Source organism: Lacrimispora sanguinis (genome assembly GCF_044987295.1).
Lineage (GTDB): Bacteria > Bacillota > Clostridia > Lachnospirales > Lachnospiraceae > Lacrimispora > Lacrimispora celerecrescens_B.
Genome location: NZ_CP173277.1, coordinates 2151567 through 2175714, shown reverse-complemented (window position 1 = coordinate 2175714; position 24148 = coordinate 2151567). Strand labels below are relative to the sequence as shown.

The window sequence follows — 24148 nt, the reverse complement described above, 5'->3', positions numbered from 1 at the left end:
AAAAAAGCTGCTCAATCGGACCAAACGGTCTGGATTATGCAGCCTTTTTGCTATTCTTACTATGATTCCAAATCAGATTTTAAAAGTTCATTATACTTCTCTATAATCCGGTAAAATGCGTCCAGATCTGATTCACCGCACTGTTCAATCAGATAGGAGGTGGTCTGTGTGATGTCAGCCACATCGTAAGCTTTGTGTACCGAGGAAAGTCTCTGTCCCTTTTCTGTTACGTACAGGCATACGGACTTTTCATTATTCTCCTTATAGCGCTTTTCTATGTATCCGGAGTCAACCAGCTTTTTGATGACCTGGGAAATGGCACTTTTGCTTTTGTGCCATATCTTTGACAGCTCAGTGGCAGTAATCCCTGGGGAGTCGTCAATATAGGTAAGGGTATGTATCTCCATCATGTTAAAGTTTTCATTCTCATATGTGTGATGGGCATAGATGTAGTTGTGATATAAAATGATAAATTCATACAATGTATCTGCACGTGCATTCAACTTTTGATACGCGTTGTTTATATCTGAAATATGACTCATATAGATGCTCCTGTTCCAATTGATGATATCTGTACATGTAATAGTACCATATTAAGAATAGGGCTTCAATATATTATTTCAAACAAAACTGAAAATATAGTAAAGCAAATTAACTATAAATAATAAATATTAATATTTTATGTGTAAATTGCCCTAATTATAAAAATTATATTAAAACTATATTGACAATATATACTAAGTATTTTATAATATAGTTCAGTTAGTGAACAATATTTTACAGCATTTAGCTTATACTAGAAGAAGGATGGTATTTTTCATGGACATTGAGAAGTTCTGTAGGGAAAATTGTGTGGAACGACGGGGGACAGGTACATTAAAGTGGGACTCACTTCAGGAGATTTTTGGAGATGCAGACTTACTTCCGCTTTGGGTTGCTGATATGGAGATCCAGTCACCTGCAGCAGTAAGGGAGGCGCTGGTGAAGCGTGTGGAGCACGGAGTGTTTGGCTATGGTACGGTAGAGGGGGCATATTTTGATTCTTTCTTTGCATGGCAGAAGAAGCATCATAATGTAGAACTTGCAAGGGAACATGTAAGGTTTGCAACCGGGGTTGTGGGATCCCTGTATGCGGCTGTAAGGGCATATACGAAAGAAGAAGCGTCCGTAATTATCTGCCCCCCTGTATACTACCCATTTTATGATGCCGTACTGAACACCGGCAGAAAGCTGGTAACCTGTGAACTTGATAATAGCGACGGTTATTACACTCTGGATTTTGAAAAGTTTGAGAAGGAAATTGTGGACAACAAGGTAGAGATGTTTATCTTATGCTCCCCCCATAACCCTGTAAGCCGGGTATGGTCAGAGGAGGAGCTGGATTCCATGTTTGACATCTGCCAGAGACATGGGGTATTGGTGGTTTCCGATGAGATTCATCAGGATTTTACTTATGAGGGGAAGAAGTTTGTATCCTCCGCACTGGTAGGGGATGGTAAGTATAAGAATATTCTGATTACCTTGAATGCAGGTTCCAAGACATTTAACCTGGCCGGTCTGATTCACTCCCATGTCATCATATTCGACAAACAATTGATGGAATCCTATGATGCATACATCAAAGGCATTGGTTCAGCGGAAACAAACCTTATGGGTCTTGTAGGCGTGGAGGCCGCTTTCCGGGGTGGGGAAGAATGGCTGGAAAATGTAAAGAAACTGATTATTCACAATTACAATTATATGAAGCAGGAGTTTGCAAGGGAGCTTCCAGAGATCATTGTTACCCCCCTTGAAGGAACCTATCTGTCCTGGATTGACTTAAGGGGCTATCTGACCGGGGAAGAGACTGCCGGCTTTATCCAGAACAAGTGCCGTCTTGCCTGCGACGTTGGGGAATGGTTCAGCCTCATGGCACACGGATTTATCCGGATTAACCTGGCTACAGATTCAAAGAATGTTGTAACTGCTGTTGAGAGCATTATCAAAAATATCAAAGAAAAGGTGGGGGAATAAATGGCTGTTTCTATTAGTGTAATCTGTTTTTTAATCTATCTAGGTGTTCTGTTTGTATTGCAGAAAAAAGGCAAATCTTTTAATGTACGTGTAGTAGCCGGTTTGTTCGGCGGTATTATATTTGGAGCGATTTTAAAGACAGTGGCAGACGATGCAGCAGTTTCTGAGAGCCTGCGCTGGATCAGCCTGGTGGGCACTGCTTATACCAAGCTTTTGAAAATGATGGTTATCCCGCTGATTTTTGTATCCATCGTGTGTGCTATCATTAACCAGAAGTCAGGCAAGAACCTTGGTAAGATTACTGCTCTTGTACTGGTAATCCTACTATCCACGGCAGCAGTTTCAGCAGTGGTAGGTGGTGTCACTGCTTCCGCATTTGGCGTCAGCGCTGAGGGACTGGAGATTGGCGAAGCCGAGAGTAAAAAGACTACTCAGCTGGAGGAGAAGGCCAAGGAGGGTCTTTCCATTGAAGATACCATTATTGATATCATTCCTTCAAACCCTATCTATGCCATGACCGGACAGGGAAGCAATGCAACCCTTTCCGTGGTACTCTTTGCAGCACTTCTTGGAATCGGAGTAATCGGGGTACGGACTTATGCCCCGGAACAGGCGGAGTTTTTCGGTAAATTAATGAATTCACTAAACACCCTGGTGGTGGAAGTGGTCATGATGATTATTATGCTGACGCCATTCGGTATCTTCTCATTGATGACCAAGACCATTGCTGGAAGTGACTACACCAGTATCCTGCGGCTTGTAACTTTTGTTCTAGCTTCTTATACCGCTATATTTATCATGTTCATCATTCATGGACTGATACTGGCTGTAGTTGGAATCAGCCCGCTTACTTATTTTAAGAAGGCCATGACAACTTTGGTATTTGCATTTACTTCCCGTACCAGTGCAGGAACCCTGCCACTGACCATCAGAACTCTGACCGATGAGATGGGGGTGGATAATGGAGTTTCCAACCTGGCCGGTTCCCTTAGTACCTCCATCGGACAGAACGGATGCGCGGCTATTTATCCTGCCATGCTGGTAATCATGGTGGCTCCTGCTGTGGGCCAGCCGATTACACCTTCCTTCTTTATTCTGATGGTAGTTGTCATCACGTTTGCTTCCATTGGTATCGCCGGAGTTGGCGGCGGCGCAACCTTTGCAGGTATCACCGTGTTATCCGCACTTGGGCTCCCGGTTGGTATCGCAGGTCTGTTGGTAGGAATTGAGCCTGTGATCGACATGGCCAGAACTGCCCTGAATGTAAGCGATGGTATGGTAACTGGTTTAGTTGCTGCAAAACTAACCAATAATATTGACATGAAAGTATACAATGACAATTCGCTGAACTTAGAAAAGAAGCCATCTTCAGCAAAAGGCTAATAATAAAAAATAATTGACAAAGGATGTGTGAATATGGGCAAACGTGTTCTTATTGTGGGAGGTGTTGCCGGCGGTGCGTCCGCCGCAGCCAGAATCAGGCGTCTGGATGCAGATGCATCCATAACCATATTTGAGCGGGGAGAGCATGTATCCTTTTCCAACTGTTCACTCCCCTATTATTTAAGCAGGACCGTGGAGGACAAGGACTATCTGGTGCTGATGACGCCTGAGGGGTTTAAGAATTCCTACGATATCGAGGTGCGTGTTAACAGCGAGGTGTGCGGCATTGACCGCACTCTTAGGAAAATACGAATTAAAGACAGCGTATCCGGTCAGGAATATGAAGAATCATATGATGAACTGGTTCTTTCGCCAGGATCCTATCCGATCCGCCCTAAGTCAATCGAGGGAGTATCTCTCCCTCATGTGTTTACCGTGCGCAATGTGGATGATATTGCAAAACTGGATCAATATGTTGCCAGAGAGGAAATCCGCAGTGTGGTTGTAATCGGAGGCGGCTTTATCGGCCTTGAGGTAGCAGAAAATTTAAAATCAACAGGAAAGCAGGTAGCTGTGGCAGAGGCTGCCGGCCAGATCATGGCACCATTTGACTATGATATGAGCCAGATCCTGCAAAAAGAGCTTTATGATCAGGGCGTGGAACTGGCTGTGGGTGACGGTGTTAAGGCCATCACTGAGGATAAGGTAATCTTAAACTCAGGCAGGGAGTTACCCTGCGATGCAGTGGTGCTCTCCATTGGCGTACTGCCTGAGACAGAGCTGGCAAAGCAGGCCGGTCTGGAAATCGGTGAGACCGGTGCAATTAAGGTGTCAGCAGATTACCGTACCAGCGATCCGCATATCTATGCAGTGGGTGATGCCATTGAGGTTTACCAACGTCTTACCCACAAACCAACCAGGCTCCCATTAGCCGGTCCGGCTCTGCGCCAGGCAAGAGCAGCCGCTGATGCCATGTATGGCATGTCCACCAGTAATAACGGAGTCATTGGCTCCTGCGCTGTCAGACTGTTTGATTTGAACGCTGCGGCCACAGGACTTAATGAGAAAACCGCAAAAGAAAATAATATACCCTACGATTCTGTCTACACCATGACCATGGATAAGGTAGGCTTAATGCCCGGCAGTTCCCCTATGCACTTTAAGCTTGTATTCGAAGTACCTACAGGTAGGATCCTGGGAGCCCAGGCCATCGGCAAAGGGAATGTAGACAAACGAATCGACGTTATCGCAACCCTAATTGCCATGAATGGAACACTGGAGGATTTAAAGGGACTGGAACTCTGTTACTCACCAGTATTTGGCACAGCAAGAGATGTGGTTAATCTGTCTGCACTGGTGGCGCTTAATGTCCTGCACGGAGCCGTGAAACAGGTTCATGTAAGTCAAGTTCGGGAGTTAGTGGAGAGCAAAGCCTGTATTATCGATGTGAGAGGCCGGGACGAGTTTGAGATGGGTCATCTCATTGGAGCTTTGAATATCCCGTTAGGTGAACTGAGACAGCGTATATCGGAGATTCCTAATGACAGGCCGGTATACTTACACTGCAGGACCAGTCAGAGAAGCTATAATGCCGTTATGGCGTTAAAGGGCCGTGGTTTTGATAACGTAATCAACATTTCTGGTTCCTTCCTGGGAATCAGCTATTATGAATATTTTACGGATATGACTACGGGACGGGAGAAGATACTAACGGAATATAATTTTCTGTAAAAGCATGTATAGAGATAGACGGTATGCCCTTGGAAGAAGGGTATACCGTCTGTTTTTATATGTTGGATGAATTTCCTGTCTAAGATGATTTACCAGTGTAAGAATTATGGAAGAGAAAAAATTGGCTATACTTTCTATATAATTCAAATATAGCAGGAAAAATGGAGGAACGTATATGAGAATTCCAAAGCACATCGGGATCATACCAGACGGCAACCGCCGCTGGGCCCTTGGAAAAGGAATGGAAAAAGAGGCGGGGTATGACAATGGAATATCCCCTGGAATGGTCCTTTATCACCTTTGTAGAAAACTGGGAATTAATGAAATGACCTTTTACGGCTTTACCGTAGACAATACAAAGCGTCCCTCAATCCAAAGGGAAGCCTTTTCAAAGGCGTGTGTAAAAGCCGTGGAGGAACTGTCAAAGGAAGATGCCGAGCTTTTGGTTCTGGGAAAAACAACGTCAGCCATGTTTCCGGAGGAGCTGAAGCCATATACCAACAGACACCAGTTCGGCAATGGGGGAATGAAGATCAACTTTCTGGTCAATTACAGCTGGGAGTGGGATCTGGGGCTTCAGGACGGAGCCATAGGCCCTAAATTAAAAACGGCCGATGTATCCAGGATCGATCTGGTGATTCGGTGGGGAGGCCGCAGAAGACTGTCCGGATTCTTGCCGGTACAGTCCGTTTATTCGGATATGTATGTCATCGATGATTACTGGCCGGATTTTACACCCCAGCACGTATACGATGCGATTGAATGGTATTCCAAACAGGATGTGACTCTGGGAGGGTGAGAATAGAGTTACTAAAATTTGGCATACTACTGACGGAATAATATTTTATTGGAGGTAATTATGCCAGAGACGGTTTTAGAAAAAACAGAAGGTCGGGTGAGCTACCATGACTCCGTGGAAGAGATGCTGGTTAGGATAAGAGATGACGGATTATCAAGCGTATTTTCCAGATGGGATGAGCAGGAAAAAATACGATGCAAATTTTGCCTGCAGGGATTAAGCTGTCAATTATGTACCAATGGACCTTGCAGAATCAATGAACAAAAAGGACCGGAAAAAGGTGTTTGCGGAATTGGCCCCGATGCCATGGCAATGAGAAATCTTCTCATGAGAAATATTATGGGAGCAGCCACCTATGCCCATCATGCCTACGAAGCCTTTCGGACCTTAAAGGAAACTGGAAAGGGCAATACCATTTTCCAGATTACAGATACCAAAAAATTAAAGTGGATGTGTGAATTAACCGGGATCAACACCAATCAGGATGTGAATCAGATGGCTGTCTGCCTGGCTGAGTTTCTTGACCGGGAGATGAAGATAAGCCCTGATGAACATAGTGTAATGGTGGAAGTCTTTGCACCGAAAAAACGGAAAAAGATATGGGATGACTTACACATTTACCCTTCAGGCGTTGAACATGAAGTGCAGAACAGCATTGCAAGCTGTCTTACCAATGTAGATGGTGATTATGTTTCCTTGGCAACAAAAGCCCTGCGCTTAGGTTTGTCTACAATTTATACTGCGCAAATAGGCCTGGAAATGACCCAGGATATTTTATTCGGAACGCCGATGCCTCATGAAGTGGATGTGGATCTAGGAATTATGGATCCTGATTATGTGAACATTGCATTTAATGGACATCAGCCCTGGATTGGGGTCGCTGCTTTGCAGAAGGCAAGAATGCAGGAGTTTCAGGACTTGGCCAAACAGGCCGGTGCAAAAGGAATCCATATTGTAGGTTCCATTGAGACCGGGCAGGAATTACTGCAAAGATTTGAAATGGATGATGTGTTTGTGGGCCTTATGGGTAACTGGTTATCCATTGAACCATTTTTGGCAACAGGAACGGTGGACGCATTTGTAATGGAAGAGAACTGCTCACCGCCTGCCATTGATCAATATGCAGAAAAGTATCAGGTTGCGCTGGTAAGCGTCAGCACGATTATCGGTGTTCCCGGCACGGAACATAAGATGCCATATTATCCGAAGAAGGCGGAGGAAATGGCGGAAACGTGCATTCACGTTGCCATCGAGAACTTTAAAAAAAGACATAAACAAATCAAGCCAATGGTTCCGAAGTACAAACAAAAAGCCATTGCCGGATTTTCTACAGAAGCAGTTTTAGGAGCAATCGGGAATGATTTAAATAACCTGGTAGATGTAATTGCAAAAGGTCAGTTAAAAGGAATTGTCGCTTTGGCAAACTGCTCGACTTTGAGAAATGGTCCCCAGGATTGGAATACGGTGAATTTAACAAAAGAGCTGATTAAAAAAGACATCCTTGTAGTTGCAGGGGGCTGCGGAAACCATGGCTTAGAGGTTGCAGGAATGTGCAATTTGGATGCCATCGATCAGGCAGGAGAAGGATTGCGGGGAGTGTGTAAAGCCCTGGGGATCCCTCCTGTGTTAAGCTTTGGAACCTGTACGGATACAGGAAGGATTTCCATGCTTGTAACAGCCTTAGCCGACCACTTAGATGCCGACATTTCAGATCTTCCCATTGCAGTGACTGCACCGGAGTGGATGGAACAGAAGGCCACCATAGATGGCTTATTTGCCATAGCATACGGCGCCTATACCCATCTTTCTCCCACTCCCTTTATCACCGGCGCACCAAAGCTTGTAAAATTGCTTACGGAAGACGTAGAGGGACTGACAGGCGGGAAAGTAGCGTTAGGAGATGATCCGGTACAGGTAGCGAATGATATTGAAGCTCATATAATGAAAAAAAGACAGAAAATGGGTCTTTCATAATTGATCCCTAACTTATGGATGAAGATTATAACAGGAATCGGCTGCCTCAGTCAGCAAGACTCTGATATAATTTTCATTCATAAGTTTTTTTATGCCTACCGCCTGAAAATCCTATTGTTATATATAAATTATGTTATAATACAAAAATGAATAGGAAATTGGAAGAATTTAACAAAGGGGGGATAATACTTGATCAAATATTTGGTAAACAGATACAGAGGATGTGGAATTGCTAAAAAGACATTGATCATCCTGCTTTTCGTCTCAATCATTCCTGTCATGGCAATTGAAATCCTAACCTGTATTATAGCGGCTAATACCTTAAAAAAGCAGACAGGCATTCTGGTGGAAAGCAATATGAAATTGTCACAGAAAGGGCTGGAGGACTTTTTCTCGGAATACGACAGCATCATCATGTCCATTTATACAGAGAACGAGTATGCTCTAAAGCTGGAAAAGCTGAATGTATGGGATTCTAGGAATTATTATCTGTTAAAGAAGCAGCTGGAAGATGATCTGGAAAATATCTCTTATCTTCATCCGGAAATATTGGGAATTGCTGTGGTAACGCTGAAAAAGGAATGCATCCTGTATGATTCCATTACCAACAATGCCATGGACAGCTTCTGCTTTCCGGAAAAGGACAGAAGCTGGCTGGATGTAACAGATGAGACCTTTCATAATACCCAGACCGTTTATTCCCATGTGGTAAACCGTGAGCAGGCAAACGGAACAAAAAGAAATATCGTCTATTTGGGGCACCGGATTGCAGATATTAATAATTACAGGCAGGGAACGGTGGGAAGCATTCTGATCTGCCTTGACGAAACCAACATACGGGAAACTTATTCCCAGGAAGACGATAATGGGATCAATGTCTCCTTCCTTTGTGATGCAAACGGAAACATCGTATCCAGTACCCGTACAGACTTAATTGGGACAGGCATCTTTGATGAATGGGCCGATGGCGGAGAGAAGCGGTTTTCTAAGACCGAGTCGAAGATCCGGCAGGCCGTGGAGGCCCATCAGATCATGAATACCGGATTCTACAGCATATATACAAAGCCTGTACTGAAAAATCAGTTTGTACTGGTCAGTCTTCGGGATAACAGAGAGCTTCTAAAGGACTTTAAATACATCTTTGAGGTGATCATCCTCCTTACAATACTGATTATCATCACCAGCATTCTGATTATGATCCGGTTTGCAGGTTCCTTACAGGTCCGGGTAGAAAAAATCACCTCTGCCATGGACAGAGCCTATAAGGGAGATTATACGGTTCAGATCGAGCATACCTGGCAAGATGAGTTTGGGAAGATCGCCAGACATTTCAATCACATGGTACAGAAGATCGACCAGTCGGGAAAGATTGAAAAGGAAGCCCTGCTCCGTGAGAAAAATGCAGAATTAAAGGCTTTGGAAGCGCAGATCAATCCTCATTTTCTGTATAATACCCTGGATGCCATCAACTGGATCGCCATAGAAAATGAACAGTTTTTAATTAGCAGAATGCTTAAAAATCTTGGAAATATCCTGCGCTACAGCGTACATAAAAGCAATGGTGTGGTAAGTGTCCGAAGTGAGATCGAATATTTAAAACAGTATATTTTTCTACAGCAGCAAAGGTTTTCTTTTTCCTTCCACTGTATCATGGATGTGGAGGAGGAGGTTCTGGATTTAAAAATGCACAAGCTGCTGTTCCAGCCCCTCATTGAAAATGCCATCATTCACGGATTTCCAGGCAATACGGGACAGGATATGATCACGGTATCCATTAAAAGAAAGGGGGATAGGCATCTTGTGATTTTCGTTGAGGACAATGGAAAAGGCATGGAGGAGGAGCTGGTCAGGGAACTGAACCACTACGATTATTTAAGCGGCGCAATGGAGGGGAGTATCGGGGTGCGGAATGTGATAATGAGGATTAAATATTATTATGGAGAAGACGGATATTTCTTTATTGAATCGAATGACAGGGGAACCAGAATAACAGCTGAAATTTTATTCGAAGAATAGAAGGGGGATATTTGCCGGTATGAGAGTAGTAATTGTGGAAGATGAACCAAACACCAGGAACGGGATTATAAAAATCATTGAAAAGTATACGTCACATGAAGTGGTTGCAGGGGAATGCGATGGGGAGGCAGGGTTTGAAAAGGTGTTATCATTACTTCCGGATGTCGTTATAACGGATATCAACATGCCAAAGATGGATGGATTGACCATGATCCACAAGATCAGGGAAGCTGGGATTATGACGGCGGCGGTCCTGCTTACCGGGTATTCGGAGTTTGAATATGCCCAGCGCGCCATACAATTATCCGTAGCTGAATATTTGTTAAAACCTCTGGATGTGGAGGACATCATAGAGGTCCTTGGTACGGTGGAGAAAAAGTTATCAAAGAACAAGGTGGAGCAGGTTTCTGCAGAGCAGCTGCTGTTTTCCATCCTGACAGGAGACGGAGGCGATCAGGAAGTCATTCAAAAACAACTTGCTGAAAAGATACGAAAGCAAAAGGATCAGGTCATTTCCATGTTTCTGATCCAATCGGAAAGCATTCTTGAGGATACGACGAACCAGATGGCGGAAGTGCTGAAAGACAGCCTGGATGCAATCTGCCTCACAGGATTTTTCATCTTTAAGCTTCCCTATGAAAAGCAAATCCTTGTCATGATCTCAGACGGTCAGAACGCCAGGTACTTAAAGAACATATTTAAAACTCAGATACTGAAGGATTTAAAGGAGAAGGGAGAATTCCTCATCAGCTACGAGGAACTTTTAAGTCTTTCCGGTCTTAAAGATACGTTAAAGCAGATGCAGGAATATCTTTCTTATTCCTTTGTATTTCAGGACCAGTGCATCATTGACAGGGAGCTGACCCAGAATCTGTCCTTTGAAAGGGTGGAATATCCGGAATATTTAGAGCGCGGAGTAAAAAGGGACATAAGAAATGGAAACAAGGAGGGAATCAGAAAAAACGCCAGGAAATTTGAGAAAACAGTCATTCAAAGCAGGGAAGAGCCCAAGGTGATTAAAAACCATACCGTCCGTTTTGTCATGGCTGCTTTAAACACTGCAAGGGATCTGATGGAAAACAAAGACATTGAAGCTCTGTACCAGTACCTGTTAAACGATATGATGAAAACCGGAATCAGGGAGATCTTTCTGAACAATTACTGGAAGATTATTGATATGGTTGCAGATGACAAAGAACAGGAAGCCTTAACCGGCAATGGCATGATTTTAAATGTAATAGAATTCATAAGGCAGAATTATGATAAGGAAATCTCACTTTCCGATGCGGCCGGTCTGGTGGGGATTACACCGGAATATTTAAGCAAGCTGTTTACCAGGGAAATGGGGATTAACTTTAGTACCTTTTTAGGGGAGTTTCGTGTCAGTGTTGCAAAGAAGCTATTGGCAACCGGCAATTATAAGATCCATGAGGTAGCAGAAATGGTGGGATATAAAGATACAAAATATTTTAATAAGGTGTTTCGTTCCATTATGGGAGTATCGCCCTCAGACTATAGAAAGGTGTTTTAAGATGATGAACAGGACCGTGCAAAGACTTCTGATCGGTTTATGGCTGCTGTTTTCCTTTTTACTGATCAGCGTGATCTGTAAATATTACAGGGAATCCAATGTGGTGGCAGCTGAGGAGAACAAAAGGGACAAGCTTGTGATTATGGCTGTCTGCGAGGAGGATGGAAGCGGTGAATCCTTAAAGCGGCTTGCGGATGAATATTCTAAAATGCCTGGGAACCCGGAGATTAAGATTCAGTACGTCTCTCAGTCCGGCTTTCAAAAGCAGCTGTGCATTGATAAGGACCAGAACAACCTACCTGATTTAATCATTTGTGAAAACGTCATGACACCTGCCCTTGAGTCCATGGGGATCCTTCGGGATTTGTCCGACTATATGACAACGGACAGGGCTTCTTTGTATTTAAAGAATGCATACAGCAGCACGGTAGTAAACGGCATCTGCTATTCCGTTCCCTTTACCAGCAACCCCTATGTGGTATTTTATAATGAGGATCATTTGAAGAAGCATAACGCCGTCATACCGGATACGATGGAAGAACTTTATAAGCTGTGCAGGGAAACCAGCACCCTTGGCACCTATAATTTCGGAATAGCCATGAAGAATAAAGAGGATATTACTTCCAGTTTTCTGCAGATGATCTATTCAGCCGGAGGAACCCTTCGGAGCCTGGATTCGGAAAACTGCATGAAGCTTTATGAAATGCTTGGCAACATGAGAGATGAGGGGATCATAGACCAGGATGTGATCAACTGGAATCAGAAGGAGTTAATGAAGGCATTTTCCAAGGGATATGTAAAGATCGCCATTGCAGAGCTAAGCTCCATGTCCATATTAGAGAACTCTGACAGGAAGTGTAAGTATAAAATCGCGGAAATCCCTTATATCCAAAAACAGACTTATCTGCTGCAGGGAGACAACATCGGGATTACGGTAACGGCAAACATAAAAGAATCCATAAAACTGCTGGATTATCTTACATCCAGTGAGGTGATAAAAAACTATTACGAAAATACTTACTGCCTTTCCGTAAGAACGGATGTAAAGGTAAATCCTGGACGGGTAAGAGGCCTTCCGGATGAGTTTGTGGAACGGGAAAGGAATCAGAGCATTTTAAAAAATGCCTATACCACATGGTTTATCATATCAGACGGGATAGCAGGGAATCTAACCGATTTTTTCGGAAACAAGGCCATCACACCGGAGGAAGTTTCCAAAAGGCTTCAGGGGGACATCAGGAGCGCTATTTTGGAAAGGTAGACGGAAAGGTTAAAATTGTACCCCTTTTCTAAAATTTTAGAATATTCTCTAAAACCGACTTATGCTATCATTTTCTTAACCAATAAAAATACCTACAGGTATACGTTTCTTCCCAGGTGGTCTGGGAAGAGAATAAGAGATGGGAGGGTTTTATGAAGAAAATGAAGAAAGTTGCAGCAGCGGTGCTTGCATCAACCATGGTTCTTTCCCTGGCAGCATGTCAGGGCTCCGGGGCAAAGACGGAGGCAACAGCCCAGGGAAAAACAGAAGCAGGTTCCGGGGAAACCGGAAAAACAGCGGAAACCCCTGGCACAGGCGGAAAGACGAAAATTTCCATTACCTTCCGGGATGGTGGAAGCGATGCCTTAAAGAACTGGTTTGAGCATGCGTATGAGACCTATGATAAAAAGGATTCCATTGAACTAGACATTGCCCCCATTACCGCTTCGGAAGGAGATTATTTTGCAAAGGTGGCTTTGGCACTTCAGTCAGCGGATACGGCTCCGGATATTGTCTGCGAAGATACATTCCAGCTTCCCTCTGACGTGGCAGCCGGTTATCTTACCGATCTTTCTGGCTACTTAAAGGATTATAAGGAGTGGAATGACGGAACGTTCTACGGACCGCTGGTGGATGGGGTTACATACAGTGACGGAAGTGTGTACGGGATCCCTTACTGTACCGATACCCGCGGATTGTGGTATAACAAAGACATATTTAAGGCAGCCGGCTTAGATACGGAGTGGCAGCCAAAAACATGGCAGGAGATCCTGGATACCTGTAAGGTCATTAAGGAGAAATGCCCGGATGTGGTACCTTTCTGGTGCAATTCAGGAGTAGCCAGCGGCGAGGCCACCTCTATGCAGACCTATGAGATGCTTCTTTACGGAACAGGTGAACAGCTTTTAGATGAAAATGACAAATGGATCGCATCCAGCGAAAATATTTTAAAATCCTTAAATTTTATCAATACCATATATAAGGACGGATATGGGCCTTCCCTGTCCAAGGTATTAAACGGAGAAGCAGGAAACATTGCTTCCAGAGAATACTTACCGGGCGGCAAGCTTGCCATTTCCTTAGACGGATACTGGATGACAGGAAATTACAAGGAAACAGGATCAGCTCCATGGCCGGAATACAAGGATAAACTTGGCATCGCAGCCATGCCTACCTCTGAGGGGCAGAAACCGGGAAGCATCACCATGTCAGGCGGCTGGGCCTTATCCATTCCCCAGCTTTCCGATCAGAAGGATGCGTCCATGGACTTTATCAAGCACTGTATGAGCTATGATATTTACTTAGATACCATCATTGCCCAGGGAAATATTGCAACCAGAACTGATATTGCAGCCGATCCTACATACGCTTCCCAGCCCTTTATGGAAAAATGCACAGGCTTTTTATCCGGCGCCTTCTACAGGCCCAGAAACAGCCAGTATTCAACGGTTACCACCCATATACAGACCATGGTGGAGTCAGTTGTATCAGGAACGAGCCCGGAGGATGCTATGGCGCAGTATAAATCAGATGTGACGAACAGCGTTGGCGCAGATAATACCGTGACAAAATAAACGTTCAGGAATTAAAGGGGAGGGCTAACGTGCAATAGCAAAGCACCTGGCTCTCCCTGTTTTTATCCAAACGGAGGAAGCCCCTTACAGGGATACCTATATGCCCTTATACCCATATGCCCTTAGAAGCAGGGCAGAAAAGAGGAAACCATGAATAAAAAAAGCAGCCGGCTTTTTGCGGAAGCAAGAAAATCAGTATTAATTCTGCCCTCTATGGTCCTTTTGCTTATATTTTTTGTGATGCCGATTTTATTGACCGTTTATTATTCTTTTACAAACCTGGCTCTATCAGGGGAGAATGCAAAACAGCTTAAATTTATCGGCCTGTCTAATTATGTCAGCATGTTTAAGGACCGCACCGTACGCATCAGCATTGTCAACACCCTTGTTTTTCTCCTTGGAAGCCTGATCGGGCAGCAGGTACTGGGTTTTCTCATTGCCCTTAACATGAGGAACAGAAACAGGATTTTCCGGGGGATCGTAGGTCCTGTATTTCTGGCAGGCTGGATCATGCCTGAGGTGGTCGTGGCCTTATGTTGCAGCACTTTTTTTGGAGATGAAGGTACCTTAAACCAGATCTTTTCCTTTTTTCATCTTCCCACTGTGGAATTCCTGTTTGCCATTCCCATGGCAACGGTTATTCTGGCAAACATCTGGCATGGAACTGCATTTTCCATGATGAACTTTCAGTCAGCCTTAGATGGGGTGCCTGCGGATATTGAGGAAGCGGCAAAGGTGGATGGGGCAGGCCCTTTTCAGACCATGTTAAGGATTATTCTTCCCTGCATTAAAAACACCATAGCCACAAATACCATGCTGAATACCTTATCCACCCTTGGCGTATTTGGGTTAATCTACATGATGACAGGCGGGGGACCTGGAACCAAAACCCTGACCTTACCCATCTTTATGTACCGGCAGGCATTTATTTCCCAGCAGCTGGGATACGGTACGGCTATTTCCATGATTCTGCTTGTGATCGGGATTGTACTTAGTGTTTTTTATACAAGAGTCATGAGAAAGGATTAGAGGAGGTGCTTCATGTATTGGAAATTCAGAAAAACGGTGCCCTATGTGGTGCTGACCTTATTAGCGATTATATTTGTCCTTCCCCTGCTTTGGATCCTGCTGGCCTCCTTTGACGGCAACGCATCTCAGGCGGTGAAGATGCCCACCCAGTGGACCCTTGATAATTACAAGGTGATCCTGTCCAGCCAGACCAATCAGAGGGCATTTGCCAACGGACTGCTCATCTCCTTTGGACAGTCGGTTTTGGTGGTATTATTCGCAGGCCTGGCAGCCTATCCCCTGTCAAGATATGAACTTCGTTATAAAAGTCTATTTTTATATACGATTTTATTTATGACCTCCCTTCCCATAACAGCAGTCATGGTTCCGGTGTATAAGATGTTCTTGACCATAGGCCTGTATGACAAGACTTTGGGCCTCATTTTATTCCTGACGGCAACTTCCATGCCTTATGGGATCTGGCTTATGAAAAATTTTATGGACAATGTCCCCATTGAACTGGAGGAGGCGGCCTGGGTAGATGGTGCGTCCACATTGGCAAGCATTCGGAAAATCATCGCTCCCTTAATGTTTCCTGGGATCTGTGTGGTTTTTATCTTTACCTTTTCAGGGAGCTGGGGCAACTTTTTTATACCCTATATCCTGCTGCAGACTTTAAATAAATTACCGGCTTCTGTTACTCTATATCAATTTTTCGGACAGCATGGTATGATAATATATGGACAGTTGGCCGCTTACTCGGCCGTCTATGCCATTCCTTCTATTTTACTTTATATTTTGTCACAAAATTATATGTCAAAGGGCTTTAATATGGCCGGCGCAGCCAAAGGCTGATGCAAAAGGAGGAGACTACAATGATACTGATCAAAGAACGGATTGGAAAATTGGTGGAAGATCTTAAGAGTCTGATTTATGTGAAAGAAGTTCCGGTTGCCAGTTACCGGATGTTAAAATCCAGGGAACGATTTTTAAATGTCCAGGATCTGCATACCGATGACTGGGAGGAACTTACTAGTGCTGAGCTGTGGGGCGGCCACAGAGAATATTTCTGGTTTGAAACAGTTATTACCCTTCCTGAGGAGTTTAAGGATCAATGTGTGGTGTATGAGTTAAAAACCGGAAGAGAAGGGTTGTGGGATGCCACGAATCCTCAGTTTACCATTTACGTCAATGGCGTCAGACGTCAGGGGCTTGACGTCAATCACAGGGAGGTCCTGCTGACGGAAAAAGCGGAGTCAGGTGAGACGTTCCGGATCGTTTTATCCGCATTTACCGGGGATCAGAATTTTAAGCTTGTTATGGATTCCAAGTTAAAGGTGCTGGATAGAGAAACAGAGCAGTATTATTATGATATTTCCGTTCCTTATCAGGTCGCAAGGCTTCTCCCTGACAGTGACAGTGCCTATCTCTCCATCATTCATGCAGTGAATGAATCCTTAAATCTTCTGGACTTAAGAAAAGAATATTCGGAAGAATATTATGAAAGCCTGAGAAGAGCCCGGCAATACATGAAGGAAGAATTCTATGATAAATATAGCGGAAACAGCAAAGAAACGATTTACTGTGTGGGCCATACCCACATTGACGTAGCCTGGTTATGGACTCTTGCGGTTACGGAGGATAAGGCGGTAAGAAGCTTTTCCACGGTACTGGAGCTGATGAAACAGTATCCGGAATATATCTTCATGTCAAGCCAACCTCAGCTTTATAAATATGTTAAGAAACATGCTCCTGAGGTATACGAAGAGATACAGAAACGTGTTGCAGAAGGAAGATGGGAGACAGAAGGCGGCATGTTTGTGGAAGCAGACTGCAATCTCTCCTCCGGGGAGTCTCTTGTGCGCCAGTTCCTTCATGGCAAGGAATTTTTCCGGGAAGAATTTGGGAAAGATAATGAGATCTTATGGCTTCCCGATGTGTTCGGATATTCCGCGGCCCTGCCTCAGATCATGAAAAAATGCGGCATCAAATATTTTATGACTACGAAAATCAGCTGGAATGAATTCAATAAAATGCCCTATGACACCTTTGAATGGGAAGGAATTGACGGAACCAGAATTTTAACACACTTCAGCCCTAGCCGGGATTATAATAAGGCCGCTGAGGAAGGTGGTACAGAAACCGAGCATTTTACTACCTATAACGCATACATAAACCCTTCTCAGGTAAAAGGTGCCTGGGCCAGATACAGCCAGAAATATTTAAATGATGAGGTCTTAATGTCCTTTGGCTATGGCGACGGTGGAGGCGGCCCTACCAAAGATATGCTGGAAAACCAAAGGAGACTTCAAAAGGGCATACCAGGCAGCCCAAGGACTGTGATGAGTACGTCTAAAGCATTTTTTGAAAAGCTGGATAAAGAAGTAAGAGGAAAAAAATATCTGCCTTCCTGGGTCGGAGAATTATACTTAGAATACCACAGAGGTACCTATACCTCTATGGCAAGAAATAAAAAGTTCAACCGGAAATCAGAATTTTTATTTGAGAATGCAGAATTTTACTCCATGTTAGATGGCGTATTAAACCAGAATCCTTATCCTAAGGAGACCATTAAGGATGCATGGGAAGTGATCCTGAGAAACCAGTTCCATGATATTCTTCCGGGGTCCTCCATTAAAGAGGTATATGAGGATTCCAAGAAGGAATATGAAGCAATCGGAAAAACCGGCAGGGAGCTGGTGGAACATGCCCTTTCCAGTGTTTTAGAGCATGTGTCTGCCCATAAAGATAATCTGGTGGTATTTAATCCTAACAGCTTTTTAGGAGAGGGAGCTATATCCTTCAAGGCTCCGGAGCATATGGATAACTTAGCGGTTATGGATGGAGAGGTCCTGGTTCCTGCGCAGAAGACAGGAGATGGCACCTGGCTGTTTTGCGCTTCTGAAGTTCCCTCCAAGGGCTATAAGACCTTTGAGCTGCGGGAAGGAAGCTGTGATACCGGCTTAAGAGCAGATGAGAGGCATTTAGAGAATGAGTTGATCTGCGTGACCTTCCATGAAAACGGACAGATTTCTTCGATATATGATAAGCAGAATGAACGGGAAGTGCTGAAAGAAAACAGGCATGCCAACGTGCTTATGACCTATGAAGACAGACCCCACAACTATGACGCTTGGGATGTAAACAACTATTATGTAGAAAAGTCCTGGGAGATTACGGACGTAAGCAGTATGGAACTTGTGGAAAACGGCCCGGTCCGCGCTACCATTTGTGTAAAGAGAAGATATCTGGATTCCGTCATTGAGCAGTACATTTCCTTGCTATACAACAGCCCGGAAATCATCATACGCAATGAAATCGACTGGAAGGAAAATCATATCTTATTAAAATCGATTCTCCCGGTTGATATCCATACGGATGAAGCTACATTTGAGATTCAGTATGGTAATGTAAAGAGGAAAACCCATTACAATACCATGTGGGATTATGCAAAATTTGAGGTATGCATGCATAAGTGGATCGATGTTTCAGAGGATGATTATGGAGTCAGCATGATCAATGACTGTAAGTACGGCTGTCATGTTCATGACGGTGAAATCGGAATCTCCATGTTAAAATCGGCAACCTATCCAAACCCGGATGCAGATAAGGAGCACCACAGCTTTGTATTTTCCATTTATCCTCACAAGGGCGACTGGAAAACGGCAAAAACAATACAAAAGGCTTATGCCATGAATAATCCAATGACTGCCCTTGTAAAAAAGAACGATGGTGGGCAGCTGCCCGGAGCATTTTCTCTGGTAAAAGCAGATGCCGATAACGTTGTTATTGAGGTTGTGAAGCAGTCACAAAAGGGGAATGAACTCATTCTTCGCTTTTATGAGACAAACAACAGACGGACCAGCGGGAATATGACCTTTGGCATGGACATTCAGAGAATCATGGAATGCAGCATGCTGGAAGAGGATGAGGCAGCAGAAGTAACTTATCAGGACAGAACGGCTTCCTTTGTAATTCATCCTTACGAAATCAAAACATGGAAGGTTACATTCCGGTAATTCTTTTTAAGGCTAAAGCAGCAGGCTTTTTCAAGTCTCTGCTTTGGCCTTTTTTATGCAGTGGATAAGCCTCTGGATTGTCTGATGGGTATGAAAAAAATAGAAAAATCATGTTTATGTTTGCAGTTTTCATCAAATGTGATACAATGATTGTATGACATCATGGAATATTTATACGAAAGATGAATATGAAGAAGAGGGAGTGTGAATAAATGGAAGAGGTTTCTAGAATTCCAATCGTGCAGCAGGTGGTAAACAGTATGAAGGAATTTGCTGCAGCAGACGGAATAGAAGTCGGGCAAAAATTGCCTACGGAAAAAGAATGGTGTGAGAAGCTGACGGTGGGTCGTGGTACAGTCAGAGAAGCGTTCCGTATTCTAGAGGCCCGGGGCCTGGTAGAAATCAAACCTGGACGGGGAGCATTTCTAGTCAGTAAAAAAGAGTTAGGGCAGGAAGAACTGGCAGAATGGTTCCTAAAAAATGAAGTGGAATTAAAAGATTATATCGAGGTACGAAGTGCCGTAGAACCCTTATGTGCAAGGATCGTAGCAAAGCGGGCTACTGATGCGGAGCTTGAGCATATTGAACGGATCCATTTCCGGTTTATCCGTGCAGTAGAGGAAGAGGACATTGCCGGAATGGCAAAATATGATGAGAAACTCCACCGGCAGATCGTAGAAGCCAGTAAAAATAAGATGCTGATTTTTATGAGCAGAAAGATTGATGAATGCATCCGGGACTTCCGGTTAAAGACATTCCAGGTCCCGCAAAATGCACAGAATGCCATAAGAGCCCATCATAATATTGTAGAAGCTTTAAAAGCGCGGGATGAAGAGGTATCGGAGCTTTATGCAAAGAGGCATATCTCTCTGATCAACACGGATTTGAATGTTATCATTAAGCGGTAAGAGGTAGAAAAAAAGGCAGCAGAACGAATGGATAAAGATCGTTCTGCTGCCTTTTTTATGGGAATTTCCAGAAAATGGTAAGGATGTAATACAATTTGAGCAGGGAAGTGTATGACAGTCTTTTGTTAGTTTTGCATAATTTTAAAATTCCTATTGACAAAATTCGATAAAAAATGTATTATTTAGTTGCGGTATTGTATGACAGCAGACAAAAATGCAAACCCGGGAACGCAATAGAGAATGATATCATACAATGGTTTAAACATATGTAACAAAAACTAGGGTATAAAAACAAAAACAAATCAAAGTATGCTACAAAAGAATGAAAAAATGTTGAGAGGTGGATTATTATGAGAAAAGTTACTGCAATTGTATTATCAGCCATGATGGCCTTGTCATTAAGTGCCTGCGGTTCCACTGCAAAGGAAACCGATGTAAAGGAAACCACAGTAGCAAGCTCCGGTACTGAAACAACCGCAGCGAAAGCAGAAGAAGCCAGAGAGCCGATTAAGATTGGTGTTTCTGCACCGGATTTAACCAATGTGTTCTTTATCCAGATTAAGGATGCCATGCAGGCAGCTCTTAGCGGAACAAAGGATGAACTGATCATTCAGGATGCCGGCGGTGACCAGAATAAGCAGATGAATGACGTAGCAGATATGATCAACCAGGGCTGTGACGTTATCTGTATTTCCGCGATCAACTCTGAAGGAGTACGTGCGACTCTGGAAGCATGCAAGGAAGCTGACATACCTGTCATTGCATTCAATACTTCAGTAAAGAATCCGGAACTGGTTCAGTGTACCGTTGTATCTGATAATAAAGAAGCCGGAAAACTGTGTGCACAGGCTTTGGCAGACTCTTTAGGCGGTAAAGGAAAAGTAGTAGAAATTACATATAGTACCACAGAAGTTTGCTATGATCGTCAGTTCGGTTTTGAAGAAGAATTAAAGAAGTATCCAGACATTGAAATCATTCAGACCAAAGACGTTGAGAAACCAAAGTCCGATTATTCTCAGCCGATCATGGTAGACTTTATCAACGCAAACCCAGTTATCGACGGTGTATTCACCATCAATGATCCGACAGCACGCGGTGCTATCGCAGCTCTTAAAGAAGCAGGCCGCTTAGATGCAACCAAGGTTGTTTCCGTAGACGGTTCTGATGAAGGAAAAGGCTTTATCCGTGCCGGTGAAATGATAGCATCTGCAGCACAGGATCCAGCTGGAATCGGTACAACCTGTATCGAAACAGCTTATCGTCTTCTGTCCGGACAGACCATTGAAGAGAAGGTAGTTGTACCAATGTCTATCATTACAGGAGAGAACGTAGATCAGTAATCCGTAAAGTGTTGACCCGTAGCGAAGAATGCAGAACAGGAGTGTTAAAAACATGTCAAATGAATATGTTTTTGAAATGAAAGATATTACCAAAGCGTTTGGTCGCAATGTAGTACTTGACGGAGTCAGTATTTCCATAAAGCCCGGAGAAGTCCGGGCTCTTATGGGAGAGAATGGCGCAGGAAAATCCACCTTGATGAAAATACTTGGCGGAATTTTCAGTGCTGATTCGGGCACTGTCTACATGGACGGGAAGGAAGCTTCCATAAAGACCGTAGACGATGCCCGCAAGTATGGTGTCAGCTTTATCCATCAGGAAATCACCAACATACCTGAGATGACAATTGCAGAAAATATTTTTCTTGGCCGGGAACCCAAAAACCATTTGAAGCTGGTGGATTACCGGAAAATGAAACATGAGGCGCAGAAAGCTCTTGATGCGCTGGGACTGGATCTGGATGCTGGGATGCTGATTCGGGGGTTATCCGTAGCACAGCAGCAGATGATAGAAATTGCAAGAGCAGTAAATGAAGGGGCAAAAATCCTGATTCTGGACGAACCCACAGCATCTTTGTCAAAAAGCGAAACAGACAATCTGTTTGCACAGATCGACCGTTTAAAAAAAGCCGGAGTAGCGATGATCTACATCTCACATCGTATGGAAGAGACCTTTAAGGTCTGTGATTCGGTAACGGTACTCCGTGACGGTAAGTTTATAGGAACCAGAGATACAAAAGAAACAACAGAAAATGAATTAATCAGCATGATGGTAGGCCGTGAATTTAACAACATGTATGGAAACAAACGTGTCATCGGCGGGGACGTCATCATGGAAGTGAAACATTTAACAACAGATAAGGTATTTGATATCAGTTTTACATTGAGAAAAGGGGAAATACTTGGATTCTCAGGATTGGTAGGAGCGGGGCGTACCGAGCTGGCACTGGCGTTATTCGGCATTGACAGCATTCAGTCAGGAGAAATCTGGCTGGAAGGGAAAAAGCTTACCATCAGTAAGCCCAAGGATGCAATGAATGCAGGCATCGCACTGGTGCCGGAAGAGCGTAAGGAGCAGGGGCTTTTCCTTGGCCATAGCATTGCAACCAATCTGACATTTCAGGTGCTTTCTGAATTTATACATCAGTTACGAGTGGACAAGAAAAAGGAATCTAATATTGTAGATGAGTTCAAGCAGAAGCTTTCTATTAAGATGGCCTCCGTGGAACAGACGGCAGGAGAGCTTTCCGGCGGTAACCAGCAAAAGATCGTTATATCCAAATGGCTGGCAGCAAAGCCGAAAGTACTTATTCTGGACGAGCCGACCCGAGGGATCGACGTAGGCGCAAAGGCAGAAATATATAAGCTGATGCACAGCCTGGCCAGTGAAGGAGTTTCCATTATCATGATCTCTTCCGAACTTCCGGAGATCATTAATAACTCCAGCCGGGTTGCTATCATGAGGGAAGGACATCTGGCCGGAATCTTAGACCAGCAGGAGACGGAAGCTACACAGGAAAAGATCATGTCATTTGCAGTGGGAGGAGAACATACAACATGTTAAGCAAGAAGAACCAATCAGAGACATCTGAGATACAAGCACCAAGCCTCTGGAACACCAATCCCTTTATGATCTGGCTGAAACGCAACATGGCGGCCATGATCGCGTTGGTATTCCTGTGTATTATTTTATCGATTACAACCGATACCTTTCTTGTTAAAAATAACCTGCTCAGCGTATTGCGTCAGGTATGTGTCAATGGTTTTATCGCATTCGGTATCACATGCGTACTGATCTGCGGCGGCATTGACTTATCCGTTGGTTCCGTTGTAGCGGCTGCCGGTGTTATTGCCGTACGCTGCGGGAATGCGGGACTTCCGGTAATCCTTTGCTTTCTGATCCCCCTGTTATTTGGTGCGGTCATCGGCCTTTTCAATGGTTATGTTATTTCCCACACAACTCTGCCGCCATTTATCGTAACCTTATCCATGCAGATTATCGTACGAGGTGTCAGCTACATATTAACAGGCGGTCAGCCCGCACAGTCCAATAACGAAACATTCAACAACATGGGAGTAGGAAGCTTCCTTGGAATTCCCATTCCGGTTGTATTTGTAATCGTTGCATTTGTAATTCTTTATTTCATTATGAACCGTACATCCTTTGGACGTCATGTCTATGCCACCGGCGGAAACAAGGAAGCAGCCAAATACGCAGGTGTCGATACCAAATGGATTCAGGTAAGGGTATTTATCATCAGTGGTGTGATGGCAGCCTTAGCCGGTGTGGTTCTGGCAGCAAGACTGTATTCCGGTCAGCCATCCGTAGGAGAAGGCTTTGAACGTGATGCAATCGCAGCTTCCGTACTTGGCGGTACCAGCTTTAACGGCGGTATCGGTACAATGGGCGGAACCGTGATCGGCGTGCTGATCATCGGTGTTCTTAATAACGGTATGAACTTACTTAAGATAAGCAGCTACTGGCAGTTTGTAGTAAAGGGATGCGTAATCCTTGGAGCGGTATACGTGGATTACTTAAAAAAGAGAGGTTCCCTCAAAAAGTAATATTACATAATTTAGACGGAGGCATAAGA

The 24148-nt window shown here is 44.0% G+C and carries 17 protein-coding genes; 16 read left to right on the top strand and 1 reads right to left on the bottom strand.

Annotated elements, in window-relative coordinates; translation table 11 throughout:
- Positions 1-59: 59 nt before the first annotated feature.
- Entirely contained in the window at positions 60-542 is a 483-nt protein-coding gene (locus tag ACHZES_RS10115) for a MarR family winged helix-turn-helix transcriptional regulator (protein WP_038280915.1), read from the bottom strand.
- Between the two features lie 277 nt (positions 543-819).
- On the opposite strand from ACHZES_RS10115, the gene ACHZES_RS10110 reads away from it, so the two are divergent.
- The 16 genes from ACHZES_RS10110 to ACHZES_RS10035 all read left to right on the top strand — a co-directional run bounded on the left by ACHZES_RS10110 (position 820) and on the right by ACHZES_RS10035 (position 24119).
- Positions 820-2013, top strand: coding sequence for a MalY/PatB family protein (locus ACHZES_RS10110; protein WP_395548076.1), 1194 nt, complete (start codon positions 820-822; stop codon positions 2011-2013).
- Complete coding sequence (locus ACHZES_RS10105; RefSeq protein ID WP_395548077.1) at positions 2014-3396, top strand: cation:dicarboxylate symporter family transporter; 1383 nt, start codon at positions 2014-2016, stop codon at positions 3394-3396.
- A gap of 33 nt (positions 3397-3429) precedes the next feature.
- Complete coding sequence (locus ACHZES_RS10100; protein WP_395548078.1) at positions 3430-5127, top strand: FAD-dependent oxidoreductase; 1698 nt, start codon at positions 3430-3432, stop codon at positions 5125-5127.
- A 175-nt stretch (positions 5128-5302) separates the two neighbouring features.
- The gene (locus tag ACHZES_RS10095) at positions 5303-5926 is read left to right on the top strand and encodes an undecaprenyl diphosphate synthase family protein (protein ID WP_038280911.1); all 624 of its coding nucleotides are present in this window, start codon (positions 5303-5305) and stop codon (positions 5924-5926) included.
- A 60-nt stretch (positions 5927-5986) separates the two neighbouring features.
- Entirely contained in the window at positions 5987-7900 is a 1914-nt protein-coding gene (cooS, locus tag ACHZES_RS10090) for an anaerobic carbon-monoxide dehydrogenase catalytic subunit (RefSeq protein WP_154522390.1), read from the top strand.
- 189 nt (positions 7901-8089) lie between these two features.
- Positions 8090-9916, top strand: coding sequence for a histidine kinase (locus ACHZES_RS10085; protein WP_154522387.1), 1827 nt, complete (start codon positions 8090-8092; stop codon positions 9914-9916).
- A gap of 19 nt (positions 9917-9935) precedes the next feature.
- A complete protein-coding gene (locus ACHZES_RS10080; protein ID WP_395548079.1) occupies positions 9936-11447 on the top strand; it encodes a response regulator in 1512 nt (503 codons plus the stop codon).
- A gap of 1 nt (position 11448) precedes the next feature.
- Positions 11449-12708, top strand: a complete 1260-nt coding sequence (locus ACHZES_RS10075) for an ABC transporter substrate-binding protein (protein WP_395548080.1) — start codon at positions 11449-11451, stop codon at positions 12706-12708.
- 152 nt (positions 12709-12860) lie between these two features.
- Positions 12861-14282, top strand: coding sequence for an extracellular solute-binding protein (locus tag ACHZES_RS10070; RefSeq protein WP_038280909.1), 1422 nt, complete (start codon positions 12861-12863; stop codon positions 14280-14282).
- Positions 14283-14432: 150 nt separating this feature from the next.
- On the top strand, positions 14433-15311 hold the full coding sequence (locus ACHZES_RS10065) for a carbohydrate ABC transporter permease (protein ID WP_038280908.1): 879 nt from the start codon (positions 14433-14435) through the stop codon (positions 15309-15311).
- A gap of 12 nt (positions 15312-15323) precedes the next feature.
- On the top strand, positions 15324-16145 hold the full coding sequence (locus tag ACHZES_RS10060; protein WP_038280907.1) for a carbohydrate ABC transporter permease: 822 nt from the start codon (positions 15324-15326) through the stop codon (positions 16143-16145).
- A 20-nt stretch (positions 16146-16165) separates the two neighbouring features.
- The gene (locus tag ACHZES_RS10055; protein ID WP_395548081.1) at positions 16166-19309 is read left to right on the top strand and encodes an alpha-mannosidase; all 3144 of its coding nucleotides are present in this window, start codon (positions 16166-16168) and stop codon (positions 19307-19309) included.
- Positions 19310-19521: 212 nt separating this feature from the next.
- Positions 19522-20217 (top strand): FadR/GntR family transcriptional regulator, encoded by a 696-nt coding sequence (locus tag ACHZES_RS10050; RefSeq protein WP_038280905.1) that lies wholly within the window; start codon positions 19522-19524, stop codon positions 20215-20217.
- Positions 20218-20567: 350 nt separating this feature from the next.
- On the top strand, positions 20568-21557 hold the full coding sequence (locus ACHZES_RS10045) for a sugar ABC transporter substrate-binding protein (RefSeq protein WP_395548082.1): 990 nt from the start codon (positions 20568-20570) through the stop codon (positions 21555-21557).
- 52 nt (positions 21558-21609) lie between these two features.
- Entirely contained in the window at positions 21610-23118 is a 1509-nt protein-coding gene (locus ACHZES_RS10040; protein WP_038280903.1) for a sugar ABC transporter ATP-binding protein, read from the top strand.
- A complete protein-coding gene (locus tag ACHZES_RS10035) occupies positions 23112-24119 on the top strand; it encodes an ABC transporter permease (RefSeq protein WP_286173334.1) in 1008 nt (335 codons plus the stop codon). The genes ACHZES_RS10040 and ACHZES_RS10035 overlap by 7 nt, the downstream gene beginning before the upstream one ends.
- The last annotated feature ends 29 nt before the right edge of the window (positions 24120-24148 follow it).